General features: G+C 71.8%; 22 protein-coding genes. 6 read left to right on the plus strand and 16 right to left on the minus strand.

The annotated features are described in order from the left end of the window. A partial coding sequence (locus ABZX67_RS23660) for an ATP/GTP-binding protein (RefSeq protein WP_355363313.1) occupies positions 1–269 on the plus strand: 269 nt, incomplete at its 5' end. 146 nt (positions 270–415) lie between these two features. On the opposite strand, the gene ABZX67_RS23665 is transcribed toward ABZX67_RS23660, so the two are convergent. The 8 genes from ABZX67_RS23665 to ABZX67_RS23700 all read right to left on the minus strand — a co-directional run bounded on the left by ABZX67_RS23665 (position 416) and on the right by ABZX67_RS23700 (position 14,129). Further along, positions 416–613 carry an acyl-CoA carboxylase subunit epsilon gene (locus tag ABZX67_RS23665; RefSeq protein ID WP_355363315.1) on the minus strand — a complete coding sequence of 66 codons (198 nt, stop codon included), beginning with the start codon at positions 611–613 and terminating at the stop codon, positions 416–418. Between the two features lie 21 nt (positions 614–634). Continuing rightward, complete coding sequence (locus tag ABZX67_RS23670) at positions 635–2,218, minus strand: acyl-CoA carboxylase subunit beta (RefSeq protein WP_355363317.1); 1,584 nt, start codon at positions 2,216–2,218, stop codon at positions 635–637. Positions 2,219–2,381: 163 nt separating this feature from the next. After that, positions 2,382–4,646, minus strand: a complete 2,265-nt coding sequence (locus ABZX67_RS23675) for a polysaccharide lyase 8 family protein (RefSeq protein ID WP_355363445.1) — start codon at positions 4,644–4,646, stop codon at positions 2,382–2,384. Positions 4,647–4,767: 121 nt separating this feature from the next. Then, a complete protein-coding gene (locus ABZX67_RS23680) occupies positions 4,768–7,173 on the minus strand; it encodes a polysaccharide lyase 8 family protein (RefSeq protein ID WP_355363318.1) in 2,406 nt (801 codons plus the stop codon). 159 nt (positions 7,174–7,332) lie between these two features. Then, positions 7,333–11,163, minus strand: coding sequence for an endo-alpha-N-acetylgalactosaminidase family protein (locus tag ABZX67_RS23685; protein WP_355363320.1), 3,831 nt, complete (start codon positions 11,161–11,163; stop codon positions 7,333–7,335). Between the two features lie 93 nt (positions 11,164–11,256). Next, positions 11,257–12,150, minus strand: coding sequence for an NAD(P)-binding domain-containing protein (locus ABZX67_RS23690; RefSeq protein WP_355363322.1), 894 nt, complete (start codon positions 12,148–12,150; stop codon positions 11,257–11,259). 108 nt (positions 12,151–12,258) lie between these two features. Beyond that, positions 12,259–12,669, minus strand: a complete 411-nt coding sequence (locus ABZX67_RS23695) for a DUF4345 domain-containing protein (RefSeq protein ID WP_355363324.1) — start codon at positions 12,667–12,669, stop codon at positions 12,259–12,261. 35 nt (positions 12,670–12,704) lie between these two features. After that, positions 12,705–14,129, minus strand: a complete 1,425-nt coding sequence (locus ABZX67_RS23700) for a hypothetical protein (RefSeq protein WP_355363326.1) — start codon at positions 14,127–14,129, stop codon at positions 12,705–12,707. Positions 14,130–14,287: 158 nt separating this feature from the next. On the opposite strand from ABZX67_RS23700, the gene ABZX67_RS23705 reads away from it, so the two are divergent. Continuing rightward, positions 14,288–14,899: a YceI family protein gene (locus ABZX67_RS23705; protein WP_355363328.1), complete on the plus strand. Its 612-nt coding sequence runs from the start codon at positions 14,288–14,290 to the stop codon at positions 14,897–14,899. Positions 14,900–14,957: 58 nt separating this feature from the next. Here ABZX67_RS23705 and ABZX67_RS23710 read toward each other — a convergent pair whose 3' ends face one another. From ABZX67_RS23710 to ABZX67_RS23720, 3 genes are all read right to left on the minus strand, one after another. Then, complete coding sequence (locus ABZX67_RS23710; protein WP_355363330.1) at positions 14,958–16,022, minus strand: cobalamin-independent methionine synthase II family protein; 1,065 nt, start codon at positions 16,020–16,022, stop codon at positions 14,958–14,960. A gap of 102 nt (positions 16,023–16,124) precedes the next feature. Beyond that, positions 16,125–16,955: an ammonia-dependent NAD(+) synthetase gene (gene nadE, locus ABZX67_RS23715; protein WP_355363332.1), complete on the minus strand. Its 831-nt coding sequence runs from the start codon at positions 16,953–16,955 to the stop codon at positions 16,125–16,127. After that, positions 16,952–17,398 (minus strand): ATP-binding protein, encoded by a 447-nt coding sequence (locus ABZX67_RS23720; protein WP_355363334.1) that lies wholly within the window; start codon positions 17,396–17,398, stop codon positions 16,952–16,954. The genes nadE and ABZX67_RS23720 overlap by 4 nt, the downstream gene beginning before the upstream one ends. A 112-nt stretch (positions 17,399–17,510) precedes the next feature. On the opposite strand from ABZX67_RS23720, the gene ABZX67_RS23725 reads away from it, so the two are divergent. Next, positions 17,511–18,335, plus strand: coding sequence for a helix-turn-helix transcriptional regulator (locus tag ABZX67_RS23725; protein WP_355363336.1), 825 nt, complete (start codon positions 17,511–17,513; stop codon positions 18,333–18,335). After that, complete coding sequence (locus ABZX67_RS23730) at positions 18,332–18,574, plus strand: DUF397 domain-containing protein (RefSeq protein WP_355363338.1); 243 nt, start codon at positions 18,332–18,334, stop codon at positions 18,572–18,574. The genes ABZX67_RS23725 and ABZX67_RS23730 overlap by 4 nt, the downstream gene beginning before the upstream one ends. 323 nt (positions 18,575–18,897) lie before the next feature. Here ABZX67_RS23730 and ABZX67_RS23735 read toward each other — a convergent pair whose 3' ends face one another. From ABZX67_RS23735 to ABZX67_RS23750, 4 genes are all read right to left on the minus strand, one after another. Beyond that, positions 18,898–19,704 (minus strand): hypothetical protein, encoded by an 807-nt coding sequence (locus ABZX67_RS23735; RefSeq protein ID WP_355363340.1) that lies wholly within the window; start codon positions 19,702–19,704, stop codon positions 18,898–18,900. A gap of 136 nt (positions 19,705–19,840) precedes the next feature. Next, on the minus strand, positions 19,841–20,506 hold the full coding sequence (locus ABZX67_RS23740) for a class I SAM-dependent methyltransferase (RefSeq protein WP_355363342.1): 666 nt from the start codon (positions 20,504–20,506) through the stop codon (positions 19,841–19,843). Positions 20,507–20,538: 32 nt separating this feature from the next. Continuing rightward, a complete protein-coding gene (locus ABZX67_RS23745) occupies positions 20,539–21,072 on the minus strand; it encodes a hypothetical protein (RefSeq protein ID WP_355363344.1) in 534 nt (177 codons plus the stop codon). Between the two features lie 165 nt (positions 21,073–21,237). Beyond that, positions 21,238–22,434 (minus strand): right-handed parallel beta-helix repeat-containing protein, encoded by a 1,197-nt coding sequence (locus ABZX67_RS23750; protein WP_355363346.1) that lies wholly within the window; start codon positions 22,432–22,434, stop codon positions 21,238–21,240. Positions 22,435–22,651: 217 nt separating this feature from the next. Here ABZX67_RS23750 and ABZX67_RS23755 point away from each other — a divergent pair, with 217 nt between their 5' ends. Both ABZX67_RS23755 and ABZX67_RS23760 read left to right on the plus strand, forming a co-directional pair. Further along, complete coding sequence (locus ABZX67_RS23755; protein WP_355363348.1) at positions 22,652–23,113, plus strand: hypothetical protein; 462 nt, start codon at positions 22,652–22,654, stop codon at positions 23,111–23,113. A 5-nt stretch (positions 23,114–23,118) separates the two neighbouring features. After that, positions 23,119–23,598 (plus strand): hypothetical protein, encoded by a 480-nt coding sequence (locus tag ABZX67_RS23760; RefSeq protein ID WP_355363350.1) that lies wholly within the window; start codon positions 23,119–23,121, stop codon positions 23,596–23,598. 42 nt (positions 23,599–23,640) lie between these two features. Here the strand turns inward: ABZX67_RS23760 and ABZX67_RS23765 are convergent, their stop codons facing one another. Then, positions 23,641–24,996: a hypothetical protein gene (locus ABZX67_RS23765; protein ID WP_355363352.1), complete on the minus strand. Its 1,356-nt coding sequence runs from the start codon at positions 24,994–24,996 to the stop codon at positions 23,641–23,643. Positions 24,997–25,015 lie beyond the last annotated feature (19 nt).

A 25,015-nucleotide genomic window follows, 5' to 3' on the forward strand; every position in this document is an offset into this window, starting at 1 on the left:
GCGCCATCGGCGCCGTCGTCCTGGTCGACACCCGCCGCCTCGCCGACTGCTTCCCCGCCGTCGACTACTTCGAGAACAGCGGCCTGCCCTTCGTCATCGCCCTCAACGGCTTCGACGGCCACCAGCCGTACACCCCCGACGAGGTCCGCGAAGCCCTCCAGATCGGCCCCGACACCCCCATCATCACCACCGATGCCCGCCACCGCGCCGACGCCAAGAGCGCCCTCATCACGCTCGTCGAGCATGCGCTGATGGCACGCCTCCGGTAGGTCTTCCGTCGAAAGGGCCCGCACACCTGAAGGTATGCGGGCCCTTTCGTGCTCCCGGCCCTGCGGGCGGCTCGCCAAAAGGGCGGCACGGCGAAGGGCCCCGCGCTCCTCTGCGGAGTGCGGGGCCCTTCGTCGGTGCTGAGGTGTCAGCCCTGCCAGCTGTGCGGGGCGCGGAAGCCGGACTGGCGTTCCAGGCGGCGCCAGCCGGCCGTGGAGCGGCGGGGCCCGGTGGCCGTGTCGGCGGGCCGGGCGCCCGCGCGGGCCATGAGGATGGCGGTGATGGCGGCCAGTTCCTCGGGGTCGGCGTGGCCCTTCTCGACGCGGAGGAGGGAAGCGTTGGTCACGAAAGGTCTCCTCTGAGGGGCTTACTGGGGCGGGTTGCCGTGCTTGCGGGAAGGCAGGTCGGCGTGCTTCGTGCGGAGCATCGCCAGCGAGGCGATGAGCACGGAGCGGGTCTCGGCGGGGTCGATGACGTCGTCCACGAGACCGCGCTCGGCGGCGTAGTACGGGTGCATCAGCTCGGCCTTGTACTCCTTGACCATGCGCGCGCGCATGGCCTCGGGGTCCTCGGCGTCGGCGATCTGGCGGCGGAAGATGACGTTGGCCGCGCCCTCGGCGCCCATGACCGCGATCTCGTTCGTCGGCCAGGCGTAGGTGAGGTCGGCGCCGATGGACTGGGAGTCCATGACGATGTACGCGCCGCCGTAGGCCTTGCGCAGGATCAGCGAGATGCGCGGCACGGTGGCGTTGCAGTACGCGTACAGCAGCTTGGCGCCGTGGCGGATGATGCCGCCGTGCTCCTGGTCGACGCCGGGCAGGAAGCCGGGCACGTCCAGCAGCGTGATGATCGGGATGTTGAAGGCGTCGCACATCTGGACGAAGCGGGCGGCCTTTTCGGACGCCTCGATGTCCAGCACGCCGGCCAGCGTCTGCGGCTGGTTGGCGACGATGCCGACGACCTGGCCGTCGAGGCGGGCGAGCGCGCAGATGATGTTGCGGGCCCAGCGCTCGTGGATCTCCAGGTAGTCGCCGTCGTCGACGAGCTCCTCGATGACCTTGGCCATGTCGTACGGCCGGTTGCCGTCGGCCGGGACCAGGTCGAGCAGGACGTCCGAGCGGCGGTCCGCCGGGTCGTCGCTCGGGTGCGCCGGCGGGTTCTCGCGGTTGTTGGAGGGCAGCATCGACAGCAGGTACCGCACCTCGGCGATGCAGGTCTCCTCGTCGTCGTACGCGAAGTGCGCGACGCCGCTCGTCTCGGCGTGGACGTCCGCGCCGCCCAGGCCGTTCTGGGTGATCTCCTCGCCCGTCACCGCCTTGACCACGTCGGGGCCGGTGATGAACATCTGCGAGGTGTCGCGGACCATGAAGACGAAGTCCGTCAGGGCGGGGCTGTAGGCCGCGCCGCCCGCGCACGGGCCGAGCATCACGCTGATCTGCGGGATGACGCCCGAGGCGCGCGTGTTGCGCTGGAAGATGCCGCCGTAGCCGGCGAGCGCGGAGACGCCCTCCTGGATACGAGCGCCCGCGCCGTCGTTCAGGGAGACCAGCGGCGCGCCCGCCGCGATGGCCATGTCCATGATCTTGTGGATCTTGGTGGCGTGGGCCTCGCCCAGCGCGCCGCCGAAGATCCGGAAGTCGTGCGCGTAGACGAAGACCGTGCGGCCCTCGACCGTGCCCCAGCCGGTGATCACACCGTCGGTGTACGGCTTCTTGTTCTCCAGACCGAAGCCGGTGGCGCGGTGCCGCCGCAGCTGCTCGACCTCGTGGAACGAGTCCGGGTCCAGGAGCAGCTCGATCCGCTCACGCGCGGTCAGCTTGCCCTTGGCGTGCTGCGCTTCCGTCGCACGGTCACTCGGGCCACGGAGGGCCTCCTCGCGCAGGGCGTGCAGCTCGGCCACACGCCCCCGGGCGTCGGTCGGCTCGCCCTGGGTTTCGTCCACAACGGTCATGTACCGACCCTACGAAGCCGACCAAGAAAAACCCGCCGTCGACTCCGTACAGTCTCCAGACTGATCTCCTGTGAGCCTTGAACAGAACCATTCGGCCGAGCGGTGGAAGTGCCAGCCCCGGACCACTCGTCCTTGTGGGGGTCCGACAAGGTTCGGCTGTGCTTCAGCCGACGGCCACCTGGCAGCGGTGGCCCGCGCCGGCCGTGCCCGGTGTGACGCGCAGCCGCAGCGTACGTCCGGTCGCCAGGACCTCGACGGCCGGATCGCGGCCGAGGACGCGGTGGGCCGGATGGTGCCAGATGATCTCCAGCGGCTCCCCGGTGCGCGGCGGCTCGCCGATGTGGAGGGTGGCGGTACGGCCCCTCCGGCGGACGAGCACGCTCGCCGGGGCGGTCGCGGTGAGCGGCCCCACCGTACCGGGCTGCCAGAAGTTCGCGGCGGTCAGCCCCAGGGAGCGTACGGCAACGGCCTGCTGGGCTGCGGTGTTGGCGAGGACGTCGAGCCAGTGGGGGTCGTGGGCGCGGGCGGCGACGGTACGCAGGGAGGCGCCGGGCATCAGGACGTACGTGTACGAGGCGTCGGCCGGGTCGGTGCCGTGGTCGAGCCAGAGGGTCTGGTAGCGGCGGGTGCGGCGCTCGGTGGTGGAGGTGGTGTTGATGTCGCGCCAGGCGCCGGTGCGGTCCTCGCGCAGGGTGCGCAGCGCCGCCGTACCGGCCGGGAGGACCCAGCCGCCGTGGCCTTCGAGATGGGCCCAGTGGGTGCCGGTGGTGAGGCGCTGCGTACCGGCTTCGCCGAGGCAGCGGTTGTCGACGATGGTCTCGACGGGGACGCCGTCGGCGGCGGTGATGCCCGCGCCGAGGCAGACGACGGCGTCGGCGGCGCAGAACCAGGACTTACGGGCCTCCAGGGTCGAGCCGAGGCCGCGCAGGTGCTGGCCGACGGCCGCGTACTCGCCGTCCGTCACTCCCCCGACCCACCGCACGTCGGGCTTGGGCGCGCCCCATTCGCCGCCCGCGCGGTCGGGAAGCCGCTTCGTCGACACGGTGGTGCCGGGCAGCCGGTACCAGTCGACAGTGGGCCAGAACCAGTCGGTGTACTGGTCGCCGGTGGTGTCGGTCCACCAGGAGAGCATTCCGGCGCCGGTGTGCCAGCCGCGGGGGTTCTCGCCGTTGCCGCACTCGTAGTACGCGATGCGGTCGGAGGCCATGGCGATGCAGGCGGCCCAGCCGGGGCGGCGGTGCACGGCCCTCGCCATGGACGCGAAGAGGGTGTGGGCGACCGGTTCGGGCGCGGCGGGAACGGGTGAGGCGGCGACCGCGTGCAGCCGGGCGAGGTCGGCGACGCCGAACTGACCGGCCGTGAGGGCCGGGGAGACGGTGTCGCGTTCGATCCAGCCCTTCACGCGCGCGTGCCACCGGTCGCGCTCGGCGGGGCCCGCGGCGTCCGCGAGCAGCGCGATGGCGGCCATGACGCCCTGCCCGTGGTAGTGGTCGCTGCGCATGGTGCCGCGGACGTCGTTGCGGAGCAGGCCGCGGCTGATGGCCCGTCCGCTGACGCTGTCCATCATCAGGCCGTTGTAGAGGAGGGGCGCGTACGCCTTCTCGACCGAGTCCAGGACGATCTGGCGGGCGGGGTCGGTGACGGCCCAGGGGGAGCCGGTGAGCAGGGCGAAGAGGCGGCCGAGGCCGTCGAGCACGACCTGCCCGTACGTACCCGAGTACGCCACCCACGTGTGCTGCACGAAGCTGCCGTCGGCGTAGAGCCCGTCGCCGGAGGTGACGTACGGGAAGACGGGTGAGAGCGCGTCGCGCGCGAGGGCGATCTTGTCGGGGCGGCGGCCGAGGACGCCGCGCAGGGCGACGGAGCGGCACAGGTCGACGCGGTTGGCGCCGGTGGAGGTGCCGCTGTAGTCGGTGAGCATCGCGTCCGGGATGAAGTGGTCGACGGCGGCGCAGGCGGCCTCGACCCGGGCCGGGCCCAGCTCCTCGTACAGGGTGGCGGTGATGTCCATGAGGAGGCGGGGGCTGCCGATCTGCCACTCCCACCAGTTGCCGTAGCGGGTGGTGGAGGGGTTGTAGACGCGCTCGGAGAGGTGGTCGAGGCCGCGCAGGACGTCGGCGAGGAGGCCGGGGTCGCCGGTGTGGCCGGTGCCCGGCTGGGCGTACGCCTGGGTCATGGCCCACAGGCGGTGGTAGCTCTGGGTGATGCCGGAGGGCGGGTTGAAGGGGTAGCCGGGCCACAGCGTGGTGGCGGTGGGGGCCATGGAGGCGCGGAAGCGGGCGGCGAGGTCGCCGGTCTCGGCGAGGCGGGAGGCGTACGGTTCGGCGGCCGGGTCGTAGCCGGTGCCGAGCTGGAGGCCGAGCCAGCGCAGGCGGAGGGTCTCGAAGTCGGCGTCGGCGGCGGCATGAGCGCCGGGGGCTGCTGTCACGGTCAATCCCAGAGCGGTGGCGGCGAGGAAGGTGCGGCGGGTCCAGTGGGGCACGTTCGGCGGCACGTTCGGCGGCACGGGAGCCTCCCGGGGGAAGTGGTGTGGACCGGTCGAGCGCGGTTCACGCCAGTCGCACCACCGCCTTGTGAACGGCGCCCAGTGTGCCGGGCGTGATCCGCAGCGCCAGCGCGGTGCCGGTCGACAGCACCTGAACGGAGGGGTCCTTGGACGAGACGGACGCGACGGCCCGGTTCCAGGTCAGGTCGATCACGGCGCCGTCGCGCAGGGGCCCGGAGACGCAGACGGTGGCGGTGCCGCCGCTCTCGCGGATCAGTACGCTCGCGGGCGCGGAGACCGTCACCGGCCCGGCCGTCCCGGCGAACCAGAAGTTCACGCCGGTGAGGCCGAGCGCCGGGACGCGGACGCCCTGCTGCTCGTCGGTGTTGGCGACCACGCTCAGCCACGCCGTGTCGGCGGCGCGGGCGGCGGTCTGTGCGGCCGTGGCGCCCGGCATGAGGGCGTACGCGTACGTCGCCCACGTCGGATCGGTCCCGTGGTCGAACCAGAGCGTCAGATAGCGGCGGGTCACAGGGTCGGTGCTCGCCCCCTTGTTGATGGTGGACCAGGCGCCGGTGCGCGCCTCGCGCAGCGCCTTGAGGCCGCTGGACGCGCCCCCGGGGAAGACATACCCGCCGTGCCCGGCGAGGTGCGCCCAGCGGGCGCCGGTGAGGCCGGCGCTCCAGCCGGGGCTGGTGGACTGGGCCGAGCCGTCGACGGTGAAGGCGTGGACTCCGGCGGCGCCCAGGTTGCGGTTGTCGACGGTGGTCTCGACGCGGGCGCCGTCGCGGCCGTGGATACCGGCCCCGAGGCAGACGACGGCGTCGTCGAGGAAGAACCAGGACTTCTTGGCGAGCAGCGTCGAGGAGAGGCCCTTGAGGTACTGGCCGACGGCGGCGTACGTGCCGTCCGTGGCGCCGCCGACCCAGCGCACGTCGGGCCGCGCCACGCCCCAGGTGCCGCCCTCCCCGTCCGCCAGGGCCTTGCGCGAGGCGGTGGTGCCGGGCAGCCGGTAGGGGTCGACGGTGGGCCAGAAGTCGTCGCTGTACTGGCCGTTGGCGTAGGTGTCGCCCCACCAGTAGAGCATTCCGGAACCGCTGTGCCAGGCACGCAGGTTCTCGCCGTTGCCGTTCTCGTAGTACGTGATGCGCTGCGAGGCCATGGAGAGGGCGGCGGCCCAGCCGGGGCGGCGGTGGACGGCCCGGTCCATGCCGGGGAAGAGCCGGTGCCCGACCGGTTCGGGGCTCGGTGCGGCCGGGCCGTCGTCGACGGCCCCCAGCCGGGAGAGTGCGGCGACGCCGAGGGCCGGGCTGGACAGGAGGGGGCTGTAGTAGTCGCGGGCGATCCAGCCCTTGACCATGGAGTCCCAGCGCGCCTTCTCGGCGGCGGAGGCGGTGCGCGCGAGCAGCGCGACGCAGGCGATGATCCCGTGCCCGCGCAGGTGGTCGTCCTGGCGGATCCGGCGGGTGTCGGCCTTCTGGACGCCCCGGCTGACGGCCCGCCCGGAGACGCCGTCCATGGCGAGGCCGTTGAAGAGGAAGGGCGCGTACGCCTTCTCGACGGAGTCGAGGACGACCTGCCGTCCGGGGTCGGTGACCTCCCAGGCCGACCCCTTCAGCAGCGCGAAGAGGTGGGACAGCCCGCCGAGCATCACGGCGCCGTACGACCCGGCGTACGGCACGTACAGGTGCTGGATGAAGCTGCCGTCGGCGTACAGCCCGTCGCCGGAGGTGACGTACGGGAAGACGGGCGAGAGCGCGTCGCGCGCGAGGGCCAGCTTCGCCGGGGTCTTGCCGAGGACGCCGCGCAGGGCGAGGACGCGGCACAGGTCGACGCGGTTGGCGCCGGTGGAGGTGCCGGAGTAGGCGGCGACCGCGCTGTCGGGGACGAAGTGGTCGACGGCGGCGCAGTGTGCGGCGACGCGGGCGGCACCGAGGTGGTCGTACAGCAGGACGTCGATGTCGAGCAGGGCCTGCGGGATGCCGATCTGCCAGTTGTACCAGTTGCCGTAGCGGGCCTGGGAGGCGTTGTACGCCTGGTCGTGGAGGTGGTCGAGCCCGGCGAGGATCTCGCCGCGCAGGCCGCCGTCACCGGTGAGCCCGGTGCCCGGCTGGGCGTACGCCTCGGCCATGGTGCGCAGGCGGTTGAAGCTGGTGCCCAGGTTGCCGGAGTACGTGTACGACTCGGCGTCGGTGTCCGGCTCGGGGTCGGCGTACGGCAGGTCGGGCCACAGGGACCCGCCCGCCGGGGCCATGGTGGAGCGCAGGCCCCGGGCGGTGGTGCCGAGGTCGGCGAGCTTGGACGCGTACGGCTCGGCGGTGGGGCTGAAGCCGGTGCCGAGGATGAGGTCGCGCCAGGTGAGGCGGAGGGTGTCGTGGGCGTCGGCGGCGGAGGCGGGGGTCGCGTGGAGTGCGGAGAGGGTGAGCGGTGCGGCGGCGGCGGCGAGCAGCAGGGCGCGGCGGGAGGGCACGGGGAACCTCCGGAAGGCAGTACGTCGTTGAACCGAGAACCATTCGGGTGAACGGTTTTTCCCACACCATGAGCAAGTGGTCAATGAATCGCGCACGATCGCTCAAAATCGATCGAACGCTCAACCGTTCACCCGCAGGTTCCGAGACGTCAGCCGCCGTCAGCCGCCGCACCCGAACCGGGCGTTCCCCCAGTCCGCGTGGTCGTTGCCGCTGCCGTCACCGCCGTCGCCGACGACCAGGTCGACGTAGGACGCGCCCGTGACGTCGGCCGTCAGCGGCCAGGCGGCGTCGCTCGCCCTCAGCACGGGTGACGCCGCCTTCTGCGCGCCGTCCGCCAGGACGGTGAACTGCACGCTCCCCCGCGTCGCCTGGGCGTCGTCCACGCCCACCTCGGCGGTGAACGCGGCGCACTTGCCGCCCAGGTAGTAGCGCACGGTCGCCGGGGCGTGGGTGCCGAGGCCCTTGGCGTACGCCACTCCCCCGATCCGCAGCGGGGTGCCGTCGCCCGACGCCGTCCCGCCGTTGGACATGTCGCGTTCGACGGGGCCCCAGCCGCTGCGGGCGGATGCCCAGTCCAGGTCGCTCGCCCAGGCGTCGGTGGTCGGCGGGGGCGGCAGGGTGCGGGCGGTCGTGGCGGCGGTGAGGGTCCGTTCCGTGCCGCCGGCCGCGTACGACGCCGAGGAGCGGAGCTCGTACGCCTGGTACGGCGCGTCCGCCGGTGGGGTGACCTTCCACGTGGCGGTGGCCTTGGCGCCGGGCGCGACCGCGTCCAGGGTGATCGGGCCGGACGGCTCGGCGGTCCAGCCGTGCGGCAGGGTGAGGGTGAGGGCCGGGGTCACGGCGGCCGTCTCGTCGTGGGTGAAGGTCGCCGTGATGTCGTTCGCCCGTCCCGGTTCGAGGGTCTCGCCCGTCGCGAGGGCGAGCGTGCCGCAGGCGGCGGGCCGGGCGGCCGGGCCCAGGTCGGTGACGGTGAACCGGTCGAGGACGAAGTCGGCGCCGTCCGGGGCGTCGGCGCGTTTGCGCAGACCGGTGAACGTGTCGCCGCAGCCGGCCGTGACGGTCTCGGTGAAGCGGCCGGTGGTGTGCTGGTGCGGGATCGGCGTGCGGCGGGTCTCCACCGAGGTGCCGTCGGTCCGGTCGTACCCGGTCACCCACTCGTACGCGCCCGCGTGACTGGACTGGTAGTCGTACTCCACCCGGTAGCTGTGCCCGTCCTTCATCGGCGCGGTCCAGGGCGCGGTGCGGTAGACGAGGCCGGTGTTCTCGTCGTGGGCCTTGAGGGACTCGCCGCCCTCCAGGACGTCGTCGACGAGCTTCCCGTTCCAGCCCGCCTGGGTGTAGGGCGCGTGGAGTTGGCTCACGTGCGTACGGGGATCGTTCGCCCCGCCCGCGTCGCCCTTCAGGAACGGCCCCCACCCCTGGTCGACGGCCTCGAAGTCCTCGTACACGACCGCGTCCGCCCTGCCCGCCGGGTCGTTGGCGACGATCCGTACGTCGTCGACGCGTACGGTCGCCGCGCTCCCGCCCTCGGCGCGGATCGCGAGCATGGCGCGGCCGTCGGCGGGTGCGGTGAAGTGGACCTTGGCGCGCTGCATGCGCGTCCCGTGCCAGTCGGAGGCGGCGACGCGGTTCGTCACGGCCGAGCGTTCGACGGTGACGGACGCGCCGCCGACGGTCAGGGTCGAACGGCGCGAGGCGCCCGGCTGGACCTCGATCCAGGCGGAGGCGCTGTACCGCGCACCGGGCGTGAGGCCCTCGATCCGCTGGGCCAGCCCCGCCTCCGCCGCACCGGTCAGCGCGGCGCTGGTGCGGCCCTGCTCGTCGGTGTGGCGGGCGACCGCCCCGGACGTGGTCCAGGCCCCGAGCCGCGCGTCGTTGAAGCCGGGGTCCGCGACCGGCGTGCCCTCGCCCCAGCGCGGATCGGGAAGCGGCGGGGCGGGGGCGCGGTCCGGGTAGAGGACGTACGCCTGGCCGGGCGCGGCGCTGAGGGTGACGCTGCCGTTCTCCGCGCGGACCGTCCCCGTCTTCACGCGGCCGTTGTCGGTGAGCTTGTGGACGGTGTACGTGCCCGGCGGCACGGCCCACGTGCTGGTGCCGCCCGCCTTGTTGTAGTGGTACAGCTTCTTGCCGCCCTCCCAGGGCAGGAGGTACCGGTCGCCGTCGAGGACCTTGCGGCCGTGCTCGTGGAAGGTGCGGCGGCCGTTCTCGACGGTGCCGCGTACGCCGCCGGTGAAGGTGATGTCGTCGCCGTTCCAGCGGAGGATCTTCTGCCGCTGGAGGTACTTGGCGGGCAGGTTCTTCTGCCAGATGTTCGCGGTGAAGGCGGTGAAGTCCGTCTCGCCGGTCCAGCCCTCGAAGTCCTCCAGGGCCGTCTGGCCGAGGACGGGGTGGTGGTTCCAGACGTCCTTCTCGCCGTTGCGGATGAACCGGATGATCTTCGAGTTGAGGCCCTTGTTGGTCGCGCCCCCGTAGTCGAGGTCGTTGGCCCAGTGCGACCAGAGGGAGGCCCGCTCGAACTTGTCCGACCACTCCGTGCCGACGTGCCAGCCCTGCGCCTGCACGGCCCGGAGGGTCTCGTCGGCGATCCAGCCGTGCGTGTAGTACACGTCGATGTAGAGGAAGCTGAGGTTCCGGTCGGTCTCGTCGCGCAGCTGCTGGAAGCGGCGGGCCAGGTCGCCGCTGGTGACGTCGCGGCGCTGGTTGATGTAGTAGCTCTGGTTGAGCCAGTTCCAGCCGGGCTTGGTCTTGTCGACGAGGGTCTCGCTGAAGTGGCGGGCCTCGGGGTACGACTCGGTGGCGTTGACGTGGACGCCGAAGGTGGCGCCCCACTTCTCGCCGTTGCGCAGCAGCTTGTTGAGATCGTCGAGGCCGCCCGCGCGCTTGTTGTAGTTGCCGCCGTAGTCGGGGTGGGCCGAGTCGTGGCCCTCGGAGCCGTACCCCTTGAGCACCGCGAGCTGCCCGAGGCCGTCCGTGGCGAGCGAGACGCGTTTCACGTCGTCGAGGGTGCGGGCGAAGGGGTGCGTGGCCTGGCTGGCGAAGTTGAACGGGATGTGGGTGACCACCCGCTCCGGCGTCCGCTCGCTGCCGGGCGCTCGGACCCCGATCGAACGGAAGGCGATGGCGCCGTCCTGCCAGTCGGTCCGGCTGTCGCCGTTGGCGTCCGGCGTGACGACGACCTTGGCCCACGGCAGGTCGGCACCGCTCTCGGGCCGGGGCGCCCCGGCGCCCCGGTAGGTCCACTGCCCGGACCACACGCCGACGCGCACACCGCCGCCGCCCTCCGCCTGCCGGGCCTGGTGCCAGAAGCGGGCGTCGTCGCCGTTGGTGGCGCCGGAGGGCTTGTCGTAGCTGGAGTTGGACTCGACGGCGGCGGCGAGGGACCCGGTGTTGACCAGCGCGTAGCTCGCCCCGACCGGCGCGGCCTCCGCCCGCTCGGGCACGGCCGCGAACACGTCGGCGGTACGCGTCGAGTCGACGTCGAGCCGCGTGAACGCGGTGGCGGCGCCCGGCTCGTCCGAGCCGACCGACACCAGGTCGTGCCCGGGTATGTCGATGGTCCCGACCCGGAAGGCGTCGGTGTCCCGGACGGCGGTCACCTTGAAGGTGGTGACGCGGCCGGAGACCGCGAGAAGGGTGTCCATCTCGACGCCGGGCAGGGCGGGGAACGCCAGCGTGTAGCGGGCGTTCGCCGCCCCGAGGACGGGCGGGGCCGTGAGCCGCACCTCGTACGCCGTGCCGTTGAGCGTGACGTGCGTGACCGGGCTCGTACTGCCCAGCAGGCGCGCGCCGCTCGCGCGGTCGGTGTACGAGACGACGCGCGGGAAGTCGGGGGCGACGGCCACCGCCAGCTGCGGGGAGCCGATGAGGAGCGGCACCCCGGCAGCGGCGGCGGGCGCGGGTGGCGGTCCGGCGGTGGCCGGGGGCGCCAGGGCGAACACGACGGAGGAGGCGGCGGCGAGGGCGCACACCGCGCGGAATCGTGGCGACATGGCCTCTGGCGTAACGGTCGCCTCAGGGCACCGTCAACGAAACGGACTCCGTGCGGCGACGCCAGTCCAACAACGCCCCCCGGTTAATCCAACTCACCGCTTCCTGAAGTACTCGATCAGACGCGAGTAGCTGTCGGTGGCGTGGCCGTCTTCCACGGCCTTGTTCACGAGGCCGAGGGTGTAGGCGGGGAAGGCGACGTCGACGTTCCGCGCCTCGCTCTCGCGGATCAGGTCCTCGACCGAGGGCCGGTGGTGCTGGAGCGCTCCGTACGGCGTCGCGTACTCAGCCCGGTCGACCTCGTCGGCGAGCATCGGCAAGAACCCGAGCAGTGCCTCGACGGACGGGCGGGCGTCGTCCAGGAACCGCTTCACCTCGATGCCGGCGCCGGACAGCAGGGCGGCCGCGTGCAGGAACCCGTTGAGCGCGCCCCACATGGTGCCGTGTACGGCCATTCCGTACAGGGCGGGCACTCCGGCGTCGGCCGAGATCAGCGTTCCCCGGCCGCCGAGGAGCCGGAGCGTGGGCTGGAACTCCTCGAAGACGGCGTCGGAGCCGCCGTAGAAGATCACCGTCTCCGCTGCGCCGATGCCCGGAGCGATCGTCATGATCTGCCCGTGGAGATACCGCGCGCCCTGGCCCGTGACCCACTCGGCCACGGCCCTGGCCTCCGCGGACGTCCCGTCCGTGAGGTTGAGCACGGAGCGGCCGGACAGCGCGTCGCCCGACGACTCGAGAACCGCACGGGCGGTCGCGTTGCCCTTCACGCTGACGACGACGAGAGGGCTGGCGGCGACGGCGTCGCGGACCGTCGCGGACCGCTCGGCCCCCTTGGCGACCAGCGGTTCGGCCTTCTCCGGCGTGCGGTTCCACACCGCCGTCGGGTGCCCACCGTCCAAGAAGGCCCCGGCGAGTGCGAAGCCCATCTCGCCCAGACCGATCACGGTCACGGCCGGCTGGGCAATGGTGTGTTCTGAGGCAGTGTTCATCGAAGTCGCTTCTCCCCGGTTGCAGGGGGCCGGCCCATGCCCGGGCCGGCCCCACTGGTGCTGCGGAGATGTCACGCTAAAACCTGAACCGAAGTTGAGGTCAAGGGCCTAGCTGCGGCCCTGGACCCGGTCCCGCAGGGTCTTCTCCTCGGCGTCCGCCAGCCAGAAGAGCACCGGCGTCAGCACCAGCTCGACGACCGCCAGTGCCACCTGGAACCAGTGCGGCCACCCGTGCACGGCGAGCGACAGCAGCCGCCCGAGCGCACCCAGCCCGAACACCCCCGCCAGCCACCGCACCGCCGACGCGGGAATCGGTGACTGCCGTGCCGCCCAGAGCCAGCCGAGGCCGTATCCGGCGAAGGCCGCGCCGAGGAACCGCCCAAGGCTGTCCACCGTCGCACCCGCCGAATCCGCGCCCGGGATCGCGGCGTTGCCGAGCAGCACGTGCAAGAGCCCGATGGCCACGCAGGCGTACCCCATCGCCAGTACGAGCCCGCGCAGCACCTTGGCCTTGGCCATGACCGGTCACCCCTCTGTTGGTGGACAAGCGTCCATCAGACCGCCGGGAACAGGAAGAAGCCCTTGTGCGTGCTGATGTAGCCGTACCCGGACTGCTTGGTGAACAGCGGGACGTTCTCCTCGGGCAGGCTCTTGGCAAGCACCTTCTTCGTGCGGCCGTCGACGGCGAGGAACACGTCCTCGCCGAGCTCCTCCACCCTGATGCCGTACAGCACGCCGTTCGGGGAGAAGCGCAGTGGCGTCAGCGCCTTCTCGTCCTCCTTCTGCGCCCAGACTTCCTTGCCGTCGGCGGGCTGCCACACGGCGGTGCCCTTCTCCGTCTCGGCGGCGGCAAGGGTGCGGTCGGGGGAGAAGACGGACGTACCCTCGGTGCTGACGGTGTCGGCGGGGTCGTCCGCGTACGCGTACGTGGTGGACCCGCCGATCTGCTTGCCGGTCGCGAGGTCGTACGTCGCCGTCACCCAGGTGTCCGGTGTGAGGGCCCCCGCGCCCCAGGAGGTGAGGACGCGGCCGTCGCGTACGTCGAGCACGCGCACGGCGCCGGTGGTGCGCATGCCGTCGTCATCCAGTTCCACGCCGGTGGGCGGGGTGACGTCCGCGGTGCTCCACGCTTTCTTGCCGGTGGCGAGGTCCGTCATGACGAGCTGCTCGCGCTTGTTGTCGTAGCCGGACACGTTCTCGATGTGGAAGGCGTGCGTACCGATGATCAACGGTGCATGGGCCTGGCCCCCGTCGATCTCGCCCGTGCGCGGGTCGTAGGAGCAACTCCCCCACCGGCCGGTGCAGGTGACCTTGCGCGCGGCCCCGCCCTCGACGGGCGTGAGCTTCAGGCTCAGCTCGCCGTCCTGCTCGATGACGTAGCCCTCGCGGAGGTGGAACTTGTCGCCCTCACGCTGGGCCTTGCCGAGCTCCTTGCCGTCGGCGCCGTAGACCGTGACGGTGGTGGTGGTCTTCTCGGCGCTCAGGCCGTCGGACTCGGTGGTGGCAGCGGTGTACACGGCGACCGCGGGGACACCGTTGTGCCAGGTCGTGGCGGCCACCCGGGTGGTCGTCACCTTGAGGGTCTTGCGCACCTCGCCGGTCTTCACGTCGCGGAACTCGAGGGTGGCCGGTTCCGGCTCGCCGGCGGCGTGCAGGGTGCCGACCGTGCCGTCGACGGGATCGTCGTTGCTCCCACCCCCCTTTGCGTAGGCGCCCTGGGCGTCCTTGACGAACAGCAGGGTGTCGCCGAGGTCGATCGCGTCGGCGGTCGGCAGGCTCCACGCCGGCTTCGCCGCGAGGCCGGGTATCGCGGGCCCGCTGTAGACGGGCCCCTTGGGCGCGGCGCTCGCCCCCGGAGTCGCCGAGCTGCCGTCCTTCGACTGGGCGGCGGTGGGCTTCTCGGCGTCGGAGGAGCTGCAGCCCGTGACGAGCCCGAGCGACAGGAGGAGGCCGGTGGCCATCACTGTGTACTTGTTCATGTCCCCGTGAGTTTCAGCAGACGATCTTGAAATGCTCACGGCAGCATAAGCGCGTCCGGTCGGGCCGTGCGGTCGAATCTAGTGGTTGAAGATTAAACGGAATGGGTCTACCGTCGTTCTTGTTGAACGTTAAACCACTACCAAGGGAGCGCGTCATCATGGGCCTCTTCAGCCGCAACACCACCCCCGCCACCCCGGCCACCTCTACCCCCGCCGCCGTGGACCCGGCGCTCGCCGCCCTGACCGGCGAGTACGCCATCGACGCGGCCCACAGCAGCATCGGCTTCACCGCCCGCCACGCCATGGTCACCAACGTCCGGGGCGCCTTCGCCGACTACTCCGGCACGCTGACGCTCGACGGCGCGAACCCGGCCGCCTCCGCCGCGTCGATCGACGTCAAGATCGACTCGATCGACACGGGCAGCGCCGACCGTGACGCGCACCTGCGCGGCGCCGACTTCTTCGACGCCGAGCAGTTCCCGCTGATGACCTTCCGCTCCACCTCCGCGGAGGCGCTCGGCGGCAGCGACTACCGGATCACCGGCGACCTGACCATCAAGGGCGTCACGCGTCCGATCTCCATCGACCTGGAGTTCAACGGCTCGGCCAAGGACCCGTTCGGCAACGAGCGCGTCGGCTTCGAGGGCAAGGCCGAGCTGCTGCGCTCCGAATGGGGCCTGACCTGGAACGCGGCCCTGGAGACCGGCGGCGTGCTGGTCAGCGACAAGATCAAGCTGACCTTCGAGATCTCCGCGATCCGCAACGCCTGACGCGACACGTCGACACGATGCCCGATCCGGCGCGGGGCCCCCGCGCCGGAGGGCCGTCTCACGCGCCGAGCGCCTCGGCTGCCATCCGGGTCCCCCGCACCCGCGCCTCGATCTTGGCGAAGGCGATGTCGCGCGAGGTGGAGGTGTCGTCCGCGAACGGCGCGAAGCCGCAGTCGTCGCAGGTCCCGAGCTGGCCGACGGAGATGTGGTCGGCCGCGAGCAGCACCCGGTCGCGCACCTCCTCCGGCGTCTCGACCCTCGGGTTGATCGGATCGGTCACGCCGACGAACACCCGGATGCCCGGGCGCAGTTGCTCGGCGATGATCCGGAGTACGCGCTCGGGGTCGGACTCGCTCGCCAGCTGGACATAGAAGTTGCCGGCCTTGAGCTGGAAGAGCTTGGGCAGCAGCTCGGCGTAGTCGACGTCCGCGCTGTGCGTGGAGTCCTGGTCGCCGCCCGGGCAGGTGTGGACGCCGATGCGGGCCCGCTCGTCCTCGGAGAACCGGCCCAGCACCTCGTTGTTGAGCGCGATGAAGTCGTCCAGCAGACCCCCGCTCGAGTCCAGCTTGAGCGACAGCCGCCCTTCCGTGAAGTCCAGCTGCACGCGGTGGGCGCCCGCCTCCAGGCAGCCCCGGATGTCGGCCTCGGCCTCGTCGGCGAGGTCCCGCAGGAACGCCTCACGGGAGTAGCCGGCGATGGCCGCGCCCGGGTAGAGCAGGCTCAGGGCGGACGGCGCGATGACCGCCTGCTTGATCGGGTGGCCCGTGTGGTTCTGCGCGTTGCGCAGATAGCTGTCCGCGCGGACCTGGTACCGGAACGGCCCCGCCGTCAGGCGGGGCAGCTGCCGGGTGTGGCCGTCGGCGAAGGGGATGACGGCGCCGTCCGGGGCGAGCCCGGCGAGACCCGCGACCGGGTACGTGGCGAAGCTCGGCTTGGACTGCTCGCCGTCCACCAGGACGGGGCAGCCGAGCTCCTCCAGTTTCGCCAGCGTGTCGGCGGTGGCCTGCTTCTGGAGTTTCGCCAGCTCGGCGTCGCTCAGCCGTCCTGCCGCGTGCGCGGCGAGGGCTTCGACGAGGGCACGAGGCCGGGGGATGCTACCGATCGGCTCGGTGGGGATGCTCATGGCGCGGACCCTAGCGCCGGGTAACGACCGACCACGCCGAGTGATGACGCCGGTTCACCCCATGGTGGGCGAGACCGGCCATCAGGTTGACCGAGAGGGGCGTCAGGGGGCGATAGGCAGCTGCCGCTTGTGCTCCGTGAGCTCGTAGCGGCGGATGATGGCCGCCGAGGCGGCCTCGTCGACCGGCTTCCCCTCCAGGAAGTCGTCGATCTGGTCGTACGTGACGCCGAGCGCCTCCTCGTCGGGCTTGCCCGGAGCCAGCGTCTCCAGGTCCGCCGTCGGCGTCTTCCACACCAGCTCGGCGGGCGCGCCCAGCGCCTCCGCCACGGCACGGACGCGCCGCTTGGTGAGACCGGTGAGCGGGACCACGTCGGCCGCGCCGTCGCCGAACTTCGTGAAGAAGCCCGAAACCGCCTCGGCCGCGTGGTCGGTGCCGACGACCAGGCCGTCGTGCGCGCCCGCCACCGCGTACTGGGCGATCATGCGCTGCCGGGCCTTGATGTTGCCGTGGACGAAGTCCTGGTGGTGCGCGTCGCGGAACTCCGTGCCCCCGGCCAGCGCCGCCTCCAGCGCGGCGTCGCTGGCGGGCTTCACGTCGACGGTCAGGACGCGGTCGGCGCGGATGAACTCCAGCGCCAGCTGCGCGTCCTTCTCGTCGGCCTGGACGCCGTACGGCAGGCGCATCGCGTAGAACGTCGCGTCCTGCCCGGCGGCCCGGACCCGCTCGACCGCGAGCTGGCAGAGCCGGCCCGTGGTCGTGGAGTCCACCCCGCCGCTGATGCCCAGCACCAGGGAGCGCAGGCCCGTGGAGGTCAGCCGGTCGGCGAGGAAGGCCACCCGCCGCTCGATCTCCTGCCGCGCGTCGAAGGACGCGCTCACCTGGAGGTCCTGGGCGATCCGCTGCTGCTGGGGTATGGACGCCAGGTCGGTCACGGTTGCTCCTCGCGGGTACGTGTAGGGGACGGAAGCACTTTAGACCGGAACTCGCACCACACGAGCTTCCCGGGGTTCCGCTCCCCCACGCCCCAGGTGTCGGCGAGCGCCGCCACCAGCGGCAGTCCGCGCCCGGACTCCGCCCCGGCGTCGGGCTGCCGTGCGAGTACGGTGCCGTCGCCGCTGTCGTGCACCTCCACCCGGAGCGGCCCGTCCTCCACCAGCCGCAGCAGGCGCAGCCGGTAGCCGCGGCCCGGGGGCACGCCGTGCAGGAGCGCGTTGGTCGCGAGCTCGCTCACGCAGAGCACGACGTCGTCGGCGCGCTCCTTGATCCCCCAGCGGGCGAGCGCCTCGGCGGTGAAGCGCCGGGCGGCCCGCACGGACCTGCGCTCGCGCCGGAAGAACGCCTCGCAGAGGTAGGGCAGTTCCAGTTCGTCGTTCATGGCGCCCACTGTCACTGCGGGTCACTACGCTTGAACACAGTGTCAAGCCGTACAAGTCGTTTGTACGGCGCGCGCACGGTCAGGTACTCCAGCGGGTGGGAAGAGGGCGACCATGCACCCAGCGAACAAGCCCAGGAAGAACGCCACATGGCACGTACTCGGTGCCCAACTGGGCCAACTCCGCAGAGCGGCGGGGATGAAGCAACCCGAACTGGCCGAGCAGCTCTGCATCAGCGTCGAGACGCTCGCCTCCATCGAGCAGGGCCGGAGAACACTGAAGTACGACCTGGCCGTGGAGATCGACCAACTGCTGAACACCGGGGGCGTGCTGGCGGCGGGGGTGTTGCGCGTACCGGAGCGGGAGAGGTACCCGGCGTTCGCGCAGGACTTCATCGAGCTTGAGCAGCAGGCGCTGACGCTGCTGTCGTACGAGAACCAGGTCGTGCCGGGCCTGCTCCAGACGGAGGAGTACGCGGCGGCGGTCTTCGCTTCCCTCTTCCCGCCCATCAGCCCGGAGGACGCCGAGGAGCGGCTCTCTGCCCGGCTTGACCGGCAGAAGCTCTTCGACCGCAAGCCGTGGCCGCCGATGATGAGCTTCATCATCGAGCAGTCCGTGCTGGAACAGCCGCTCGGTGGCCGCCATGTCCTGCGGGAGCAGATCCGCCATCTGCGCCGCTGCGCCGAACTGCCCTTCATGGGCATCCAGATCATGCTGTCCTCGCGCGAGAAGCACGCCGGACTCGACGGCCCCATGGTGCTACTGGAGACTCCCGACCATGACCAACTGGCCTATATCGAAGGCCAGCGTGTCAGCTTCCTCATCGATGATCCTGACGAGGTCAGTGTGCTCCACCAGAAATATGGGATGCTGCGAGCACAGGCCCTGAGCCCCGAGGAGAGCATGGGCCTGCTGGACGATCTGGCAGGAGAGTCATGACACCCGCAGCAGCGTTGACCTGGTTCAAGTCCAGCTACAGCAGCGATGAAGGCGGCGCCTGCGTCGAAGTCGCCTACGACTGGCGCAAGTCCAGCTACAGCGGCAGCGAGGGCGGTAACTGCGTCGAGGTGGCCGCCCACCCTGCCGCCGTCCACGTGCGAGACTCCAAGGTCCAGGACGGCCCGGTCCTCACGGTCTCCCCCGCCACCTGGTCCGCGTTCGTGGCCGGGCAGGCGTAACGCTCAAGGAGGGCCGCGAGCAGCGCTCAAAGCCCTCCGCCGCACCCGCCGCCGCCTCCGCACCCGCCGGCGTCACCGCCGCACCCACCACCTGGGCCATGGCCTCCGTCGCCGGAGGAAGAATGCCCGGAGGGGCCCGGGAATCCGGTGGCGACGAAGACCCAGGCGACGAATGTGGCACCCGCCATGGCGAGCGCCGCGACGGAGACCGGTGTCCACTGGACCATGACGGCCGCGACGATGGTGGCCACCGTGGCCACGGTCATGGCCGCGGCAGCGAGACGTCCTCTCATGGGGCATCCTCCGAGTCGGTGGAGCTCACGTCAGTCACCTCCGCAGCCGCTTCCGCACGAGCTGCCGCAGCCGCCGCCATCCGCACCGCCGTCCGCGCCACCGCGCTCCCACCAGCTGCCGGACCGGACGGGGCCGTACTTGCTCGACCGGAGCGCGGTCAGAGCGACCGGATCCTCGTCCCCGAGTGCCGTGCGGAGCATGTCGCCGCAGTGCGCCCGCAGCCGTACCAGCTGAGGGCGGGGATCCCCGTCCGGCCAGGCGAGCGCCGTCAGCGCGGCCAGGCCCCACAGCGGGACCCAGGCGAACATCCACCAGCCGAAGTCGCCGAGCCAGGGCACGGGTGCGCGCACCGCCAAGCCGTGCATGGCCATGCCCGCCATCAGCGCGAAGGCCGCGATCAGCACGGGGATGCGGCCGTTCTCGGTCATCCGGCCGATCCGTGTCTCATGGGGAATGCGCCGTACGGCCTCGTCACGGAGGCGCCGGTAGTCCGAGAAGTCCGGGCTCTCCCCCCGCACCTCGTACAGCCTCGTACCCGAGGGCCGGGCGCGTACGGTGTCCGACAGGGCGTCCAGGGCCGCCTGGCCCGTACCGCTGTCGATGGCGGGCGGCGGCTGATCGGCCGTCGGCAGGATCACCCCGTCGGCATCCACCCGGACCACGCGGCCGGCGAGCAGCAGACGTACCGCGATGGCGTCGACATCGTCCGGTTCGGCGAGGTGGGCGGCCTGCACCAGGTTGGGGCGGGAGTCGATGACCTCATTCACGATCCGCCGGTCGGTGCGGTTGCGCACGGCCCGGCGGATCAGCAGGGCGGCATGGAGGGAAGCGAACATCCCCAGCCAGAAAAGGACTACGCTCAGGCCTTCGCTCATACGGCGCCCCCCGCCCCGCGGCTCCCGGCGCTGTGCCGGGTAGCTGTCGAGTATCCGCGCCACTGACACCGGTCACAAGGTGTGCGGACAGCCCTGCTTAGGCTTTGCGGGCGAGGAGTTGAACCTCCTGGAACTGCCGCCGGTCGGTGGGCTGCGGCTCGCACACCATGCGGGCCACCTCCACCAACCCCGCCTTGCGCAGCAGCCCCGCGAGGTGATCGGGCGACCACCGATAGGCCGGAGCGACCGCGTGATCGAAGACCTGTGTCGGGTGAGACGGGTCTTCGGTCGCCGAGAAGCCAACCAGCAGGTGGCCGCCGGGCGCCAGCACGCGGTGGAACTCGGCGAGGACAGCCGGGAGTTCGTGCGGCGGGGTGTGGATGATGGACCACCGGGAGAGGACGCCGCCCAGCTCGCCGTCGCCGATCTCCAACGCGGCCATCGAGCCGACCTCGAACCGCAGGCCCGGATAGGCCTGCCGAGCCAGCTCGATCATCGCGGGAGAGGCGTCCACGCCGAACGCCGCCAGCCCCAACTCGTCCAGATGCGCGGTGACATAACCGGGCCCGCACCCCAGGTCCGCGACCTGCCCGTCCTGCCCGTCCTGCCCGTCCCCACTCGCCCTCACGACCTCGGCGAAGGCGCCGAGCATCGCCCGCTCCAGGGGCCTGTCGCGCAACGTGTCACTGAACAGCTCCGCGTAGGCGGGGGCAGCGGCATCGTAGGCCTCGCGGGTGGCACTCAGGGCAGCGTGTTCGACCATGCGCGCGACAGTACGCCAGCCCCTGTCAGCGGTCAGCGGTCGGCTTGGTAGGCCGCGTCCGCGCCCGTGGCCCTCCTGCCGTCAGCGGCGATGACCGTTTGCGTACGATCGCCCCTGATCTGGAAGACGTTGGTCGGCCGCTGAGTGTTCCGGGGGTTGCATTCCGGGACCGTGACGGTGAAGACAGTGACGTATCTGGTCCCGTCGGACGTGGTCACCTGCGTCACGAAGTTGACCACGCCCTTCTTGGCGGGGTTGCTGCCGTTCGGCGGTTCGAAGATCCACGACCCGGTCGCCGTCGCGGAGTCCTCGGTCGGCACGACCGTGAGCGAGCCGCCTTCGTTGAACTGCACCGTCTGCACTTTGGTGCCGGCCTGGGTGTACGGCTTGGACAGCTCGAAGGCCGCCCGTGCGCCGGGTTGCGGTGGATCGATGAAGTCGCGTTCGCTGCCCCCGCACTGCCCGGGGGCGGCCACGGCGGCGGAGCCGTGCTGGGTGAGGAAACCGAGGAGCAGCACGGAGGACAACCCCACGGCGGCGGACTTCAGATGGCGTCGGTGCATCATGGCGGACCCACTTCCGTCGCAAGGACAGGACAAGGCCGGGCTCCCGCGAACGGCGGGGCCCCACGGCGCTGACGCAGGTCAGCGCCGGTGCAGTCAGCGTAGCCAGGCCCTGTCCGGTGAGGACATCGCCGGATCGTGTAGGTTTGCCGCCGCCCAAAAGCCGCCTCAGAAGCGGGCCCCGACGTCCGCGCCGTTGGCGGGGCGCAGGAAGGTGCTCGACGGCAGGGAGCCGTCGGCCCGCCGGGGGCCGGTGAGGGAGCTCGGGTCCGTACTGGCGAACGACCAGGTGCCGCCGAGGTTCCAGGAGTTGCCGCTGCCGCCGGACTGCGAGCCCAGTGACACGTTCGTACGGTTGGCGACGGCGAGGTTGGCGGTGAGGGTGCCGTCCGCGTCGGCGAAGTCGAAGCCGGTGCCGCCGTTGCGCCAGGCCGTGCAGTGGTCGGCGACAAGGGCGCCCGGGTTGGCGTTGTCGATGAATCCGCCCGCCGAGTTGTCCCAGGCCATGCTGTTGCGCGTGACGTGGGCGGCGGGCGGGTCGGTGTCACCGCCGCCGCCCAGCTTGAAGCCGTTGCCGTCGCCGGTGTAGTCGGGCAGGTTCCAGCGGTTGTAGCCGTTGCCCCAGGCGAGGCTGTTCTCGATGCGGATGGGGGTGAGGAACTCCCAGGCGTCGAAGCCGTCGTCGGAGTTGTTCCAGAGCCGCGCGCCGCGCACGACGTTGCCGGTGCCGGAGCCCTCCTTGATGGCCAGGCCGTCCGCGCTCTCGCCGTTCTTGCGGGGGTCGCGGTTGCCGTGGCTGTCGAGGTTGAGGATCTGGTTGTCGCCCGAGGCGCCCTGGAGGTGGAGGCCGCTCTCGTAGTTGTTCCGGGTGGTGAGGCGGTCGAAGACGTTGTGGCTGGTGTCGACGCCGAACACGCCGTACGGGCCGTTCGCGATCTCCAGCCCGATGATCCGCCAGTACTCGCCCTCGATGTGGATCGCCCCGCGCTCGGCCCGAGGGATGCTCGCGCCCACGGGCGCGGGGGTGTGCGGCATGTTCTCGCCGTCAATGACGGCCCGCTCCCCGGCGTAGGCCCGGAGGGTGAGGGGCTGGCTCGCGGTGCCGCTCTTGTTCAGCCGGATGTTCGTGGTGGGCGCGTACGTAGCGGCTCTGAGATGGATGGTGGCGCCCGGCTGGGCGAGGTCCACGGCGCGCTGGATGCTGCGTAACGGCTGGGAGATGGTGCCGGGATTGCTGTCGCTCCCGCCCGGCGCCACGTAGATCTGCGTCTCGGCGGCGCGGGCGGCGGAGGGCGGGAGGGCGGCGGTCAGGGCGAGAAGGGCGGCGGCGGTGGTGACCGCCGGGAGGAGTCGGCGCGCGGGCATGCGGGCGTCCCTTCCGGGAGGGTGTACGGCTAGCTGAATGCGGGTCACGCTGGCGAACAGACGCTAGGAGGAAAGCGCTTTCCGGTCAACGGTCCGCACAGAGGTCCGACGGCCCGGCTGTGGCGACCGGGCGCAGGCCGGCCGGTTGCGGCACAGCCACGGGAGGCATGCGACGATGCGTCGGCCGGTAGAAAGTCATGGGCGGGGGCGAAGGCCGATGGAGTACGTCGATCTCGATGCGCAGGTCGGCGAGCTGTCAGGGGTCTTGGACCCAGGCCGCTACCTGGACCAGCTGCCCTCGCTCTCTGACGATCTGCCGCCCGGTGCCCGGGCCTTCGCCACTGACACGGACCACTACGACTTCCAGAGCCGGCGATGTGTGAAGGATCTGACGCTTCGGGCCGTCCGGGGTGCCGGCGGTGAGGAGATGGAGGTCGAATTCCAGCACAACTGCTGGAAGCATGACCGTGACCTGGTCATACGCTACGCAGGGGTGTCCAGCTTCACCATCGATCCCGCCGACGAGGACCGAGGGACGGACCTCGGGGCTGTGATCCTCGACGAGATCCTGCCGCACAGGGACGGCTGCAGCCACGAGATCGCCTGCTGGGACGGCACACTCACCATCACCTGCCGTGACCTGCAGGCGACCTGGACGGAGACCACCTGCAAGGGATGACTGGCATGACCGGACCCCATCGCGACGAAGAGCCCGCCGAGCACCGGCGGTTTGCCGGGTACCTGCAAGCGCTGGAGGTGGTAGCCGAGGCGGATGAAGCCGACCTGGTGGCATCTGTGCTGTGCGACCGGGACGCAGCGATGGCGGACAGCGCGGTGGGCCGCCATGTGGACCGTCGGGCCGCACAGCTGCTGACCGACCCTCGGTTCACCGCTTGGGCCCAGGCCATGACGGAGGTGATCGACGAGCGCGGCTTCCTCACGCGTCGGCTGCGCGAGTGGAGCCTGCTCAGATCCATCGCCCTGGGCGAGCCGTGGGCAGCCGAGGATCTCACCGGGGCCTCCGACTGGTTTCAGCGCATGGTCGCGGCCACAGAGGCCGTGACCGCACCCGATGCCCTCAGACTGCTCGGTGCACGCGGACGAACCCGCCGTGTCCGCAACGCGGCGAACCGCCGCCTCCAGCAGCTTGAACAGCCAAGCTGACAACCCTGGCGGAGGCGGCCCGTGCGCGTCGCGGCTCGTGCCTCAGAAGCCGCCGCCGCCGAAGTCTCCGCCGCCGAAGCCGCCGCCACCGCCGCCCCAGTCGCCACCGCCGCCGAAGTCACCGGCGCTGAAGTCGCCGCCGGAGAAGTCGCCGCCCTCGTAGCCGCTGAACTCGCCGCCGCCGTACTCCGCCCCGTACGCCGGGGTGGCGAGCATCGAGCCGAGCATGGTGCCCATCAGCAGGCCCGGCAGCAGGCCGCCGCCGAAGTAGCCGCCCGCCCAGGGGCCGTATGCCGGGCCGGCCTCCCAGTAGGGGCGGCGGCCGTAGCCGGTGTCGACGGTGCGGGCCATCGGCTCCTCGCCCGCCTCCAGGCGTGCCGCGTCCGCCGCGCAGACCGGCACCTCGCGGACCGCGCCGCCGGGCGGGGCCCACGGGGCCTCGGTGGCCGCCGGGCCGTGGCGCGGGTCGAAGAAGCAAGGTGCCCGCCGCTCGGGAAGCGGGCGGCCCTCGCGGCGGGCGGAGAGGACGGCCAGCGCGAAGCGGCCGTCCTCGAGGGCCTCGGTCACGCCCCGTACGTCATGGGGGTGCCGGGCCTGGCCCATCTGGGACTTGGCCTTGTCGTACGCGTCGAGGGCGTGCTCGTAGTCGGCGCGCATCGCGTCGTCCGCGCCGGGCTCGGCCGGGTGGAAGTCCAGCCGGTCGAGCTCCTCGCCGAAGGCGGTGATGTCCTCGTCCACGACGACCCGCATCCGCTCCAGCGCCTCGCGCTCCTCGGCCTCCCGCCGCTGCCGCCTGCGCCGTACGACCGTGAAGGCGGTCGCGCCGCCGGCCGCGGCGACCGCGCCCAGGGTGACCAGCCCGCCGACGGGCACGCCGTCACCGGGGACGCCTTCCCAGGTGCTGGGTGCCGAGCCACGGGCCAGCGGCAGGGCCTGGTCGACGAAGGCGTTCAGCTCGGTCGCGGCGTCCACGCCGGGCTGGCGGACGGCCGTGACGATGTTCTGCACGGCCTGGTTCGACATCACGGCCCGGTCGGCCCCGGCGGCGAACGCGTCACCGAGCCGCACGGCGTACACACCGGTGACGCCGGTCTCGGTGCGCAGATTGCGCAGCAGGTTCTCGCGCGGGAACTCCTCGGTCGCCGGCAGCACCGCCACGAAGACCGGCTTGTCCGCGTCGAGGATCTTGTCGGCGAGGGCGTCCGCGTCCGCCTGGGGCAGCTCACCGGCCGCCTCCGGATGGACGTACACCGGGCCCGCCCGGAGGGCGTCACCGGCGTCGGACAGCCCCGTGGCCTTGGCCCCCGCTCCGGGAGCCAAGGCGACCAGCAGCATCAGCACCAACCCCGCCAGCGCGGCCAGCGCCGCCGACAGAGGGAGAAACGGCCTGGTCCTCATACCATCGACGCTACTCCAA

Source organism: Streptomyces sp. NPDC003036, from assembly GCF_040611175.1.
Lineage (GTDB): Bacteria > Actinomycetota > Actinomycetes > Streptomycetales > Streptomycetaceae > Streptomyces.

Excerpts from the sequence above, each read along its gene's own strand:
- ABZX67_RS23670 (WP_355363317.1), bottom strand. The coding sequence starts at position 2,218 with ATGACCGTTGTGGACGAAACCCAGGGCGAGCCGACCGACGCCCGGGGG.
- ABZX67_RS23685 (WP_355363320.1), bottom strand. The coding sequence starts at position 11,163 with ATGTCGCCACGATTCCGCGCGGTGTGCGCCCTCGCCGCCGCCTCCTCC.
- ABZX67_RS23690 (WP_355363322.1), bottom strand. The coding sequence starts at position 12,150 with ATGAACACTGCCTCAGAACACACCATTGCCCAGCCGGCCGTGACCGTG.
- ABZX67_RS23695 (WP_355363324.1), bottom strand. The coding sequence starts at position 12,669 with ATGGCCAAGGCCAAGGTGCTGCGCGGGCTCGTACTGGCGATGGGGTAC.
- ABZX67_RS23700 (WP_355363326.1), bottom strand. The coding sequence starts at position 14,129 with ATGAACAAGTACACAGTGATGGCCACCGGCCTCCTCCTGTCGCTCGGG.
- ABZX67_RS23705 (WP_355363328.1), top strand. The coding sequence starts at position 14,288 with ATGGGCCTCTTCAGCCGCAACACCACCCCCGCCACCCCGGCCACCTCT.
- ABZX67_RS23710 (WP_355363330.1), bottom strand. The coding sequence starts at position 16,022 with ATGAGCATCCCCACCGAGCCGATCGGTAGCATCCCCCGGCCTCGTGCC.
- ABZX67_RS23720 (WP_355363334.1), bottom strand. The coding sequence starts at position 17,398 with ATGAACGACGAACTGGAACTGCCCTACCTCTGCGAGGCGTTCTTCCGG.
- ABZX67_RS23725 (WP_355363336.1), top strand. The coding sequence starts at position 17,511 with ATGCACCCAGCGAACAAGCCCAGGAAGAACGCCACATGGCACGTACTC.
- ABZX67_RS23730 (WP_355363338.1), top strand. The coding sequence starts at position 18,332 with ATGACACCCGCAGCAGCGTTGACCTGGTTCAAGTCCAGCTACAGCAGC.
- ABZX67_RS23735 (WP_355363340.1), bottom strand. The coding sequence starts at position 19,704 with ATGTTCGCTTCCCTCCATGCCGCCCTGCTGATCCGCCGGGCCGTGCGC.
- ABZX67_RS23740 (WP_355363342.1), bottom strand. The coding sequence starts at position 20,506 with ATGGTCGAACACGCTGCCCTGAGTGCCACCCGCGAGGCCTACGATGCC.
- ABZX67_RS23745 (WP_355363344.1), bottom strand. The coding sequence starts at position 21,072 with ATGATGCACCGACGCCATCTGAAGTCCGCCGCCGTGGGGTTGTCCTCC.
- ABZX67_RS23750 (WP_355363346.1), bottom strand. The coding sequence starts at position 22,434 with ATGCCCGCGCGCCGACTCCTCCCGGCGGTCACCACCGCCGCCGCCCTT.
- ABZX67_RS23755 (WP_355363348.1), top strand. The coding sequence starts at position 22,652 with ATGGAGTACGTCGATCTCGATGCGCAGGTCGGCGAGCTGTCAGGGGTC.
- ABZX67_RS23760 (WP_355363350.1), top strand. The coding sequence starts at position 23,119 with ATGACCGGACCCCATCGCGACGAAGAGCCCGCCGAGCACCGGCGGTTT.
- ABZX67_RS23765 (WP_355363352.1), bottom strand. The coding sequence starts at position 24,996 with ATGAGGACCAGGCCGTTTCTCCCTCTGTCGGCGGCGCTGGCCGCGCTG.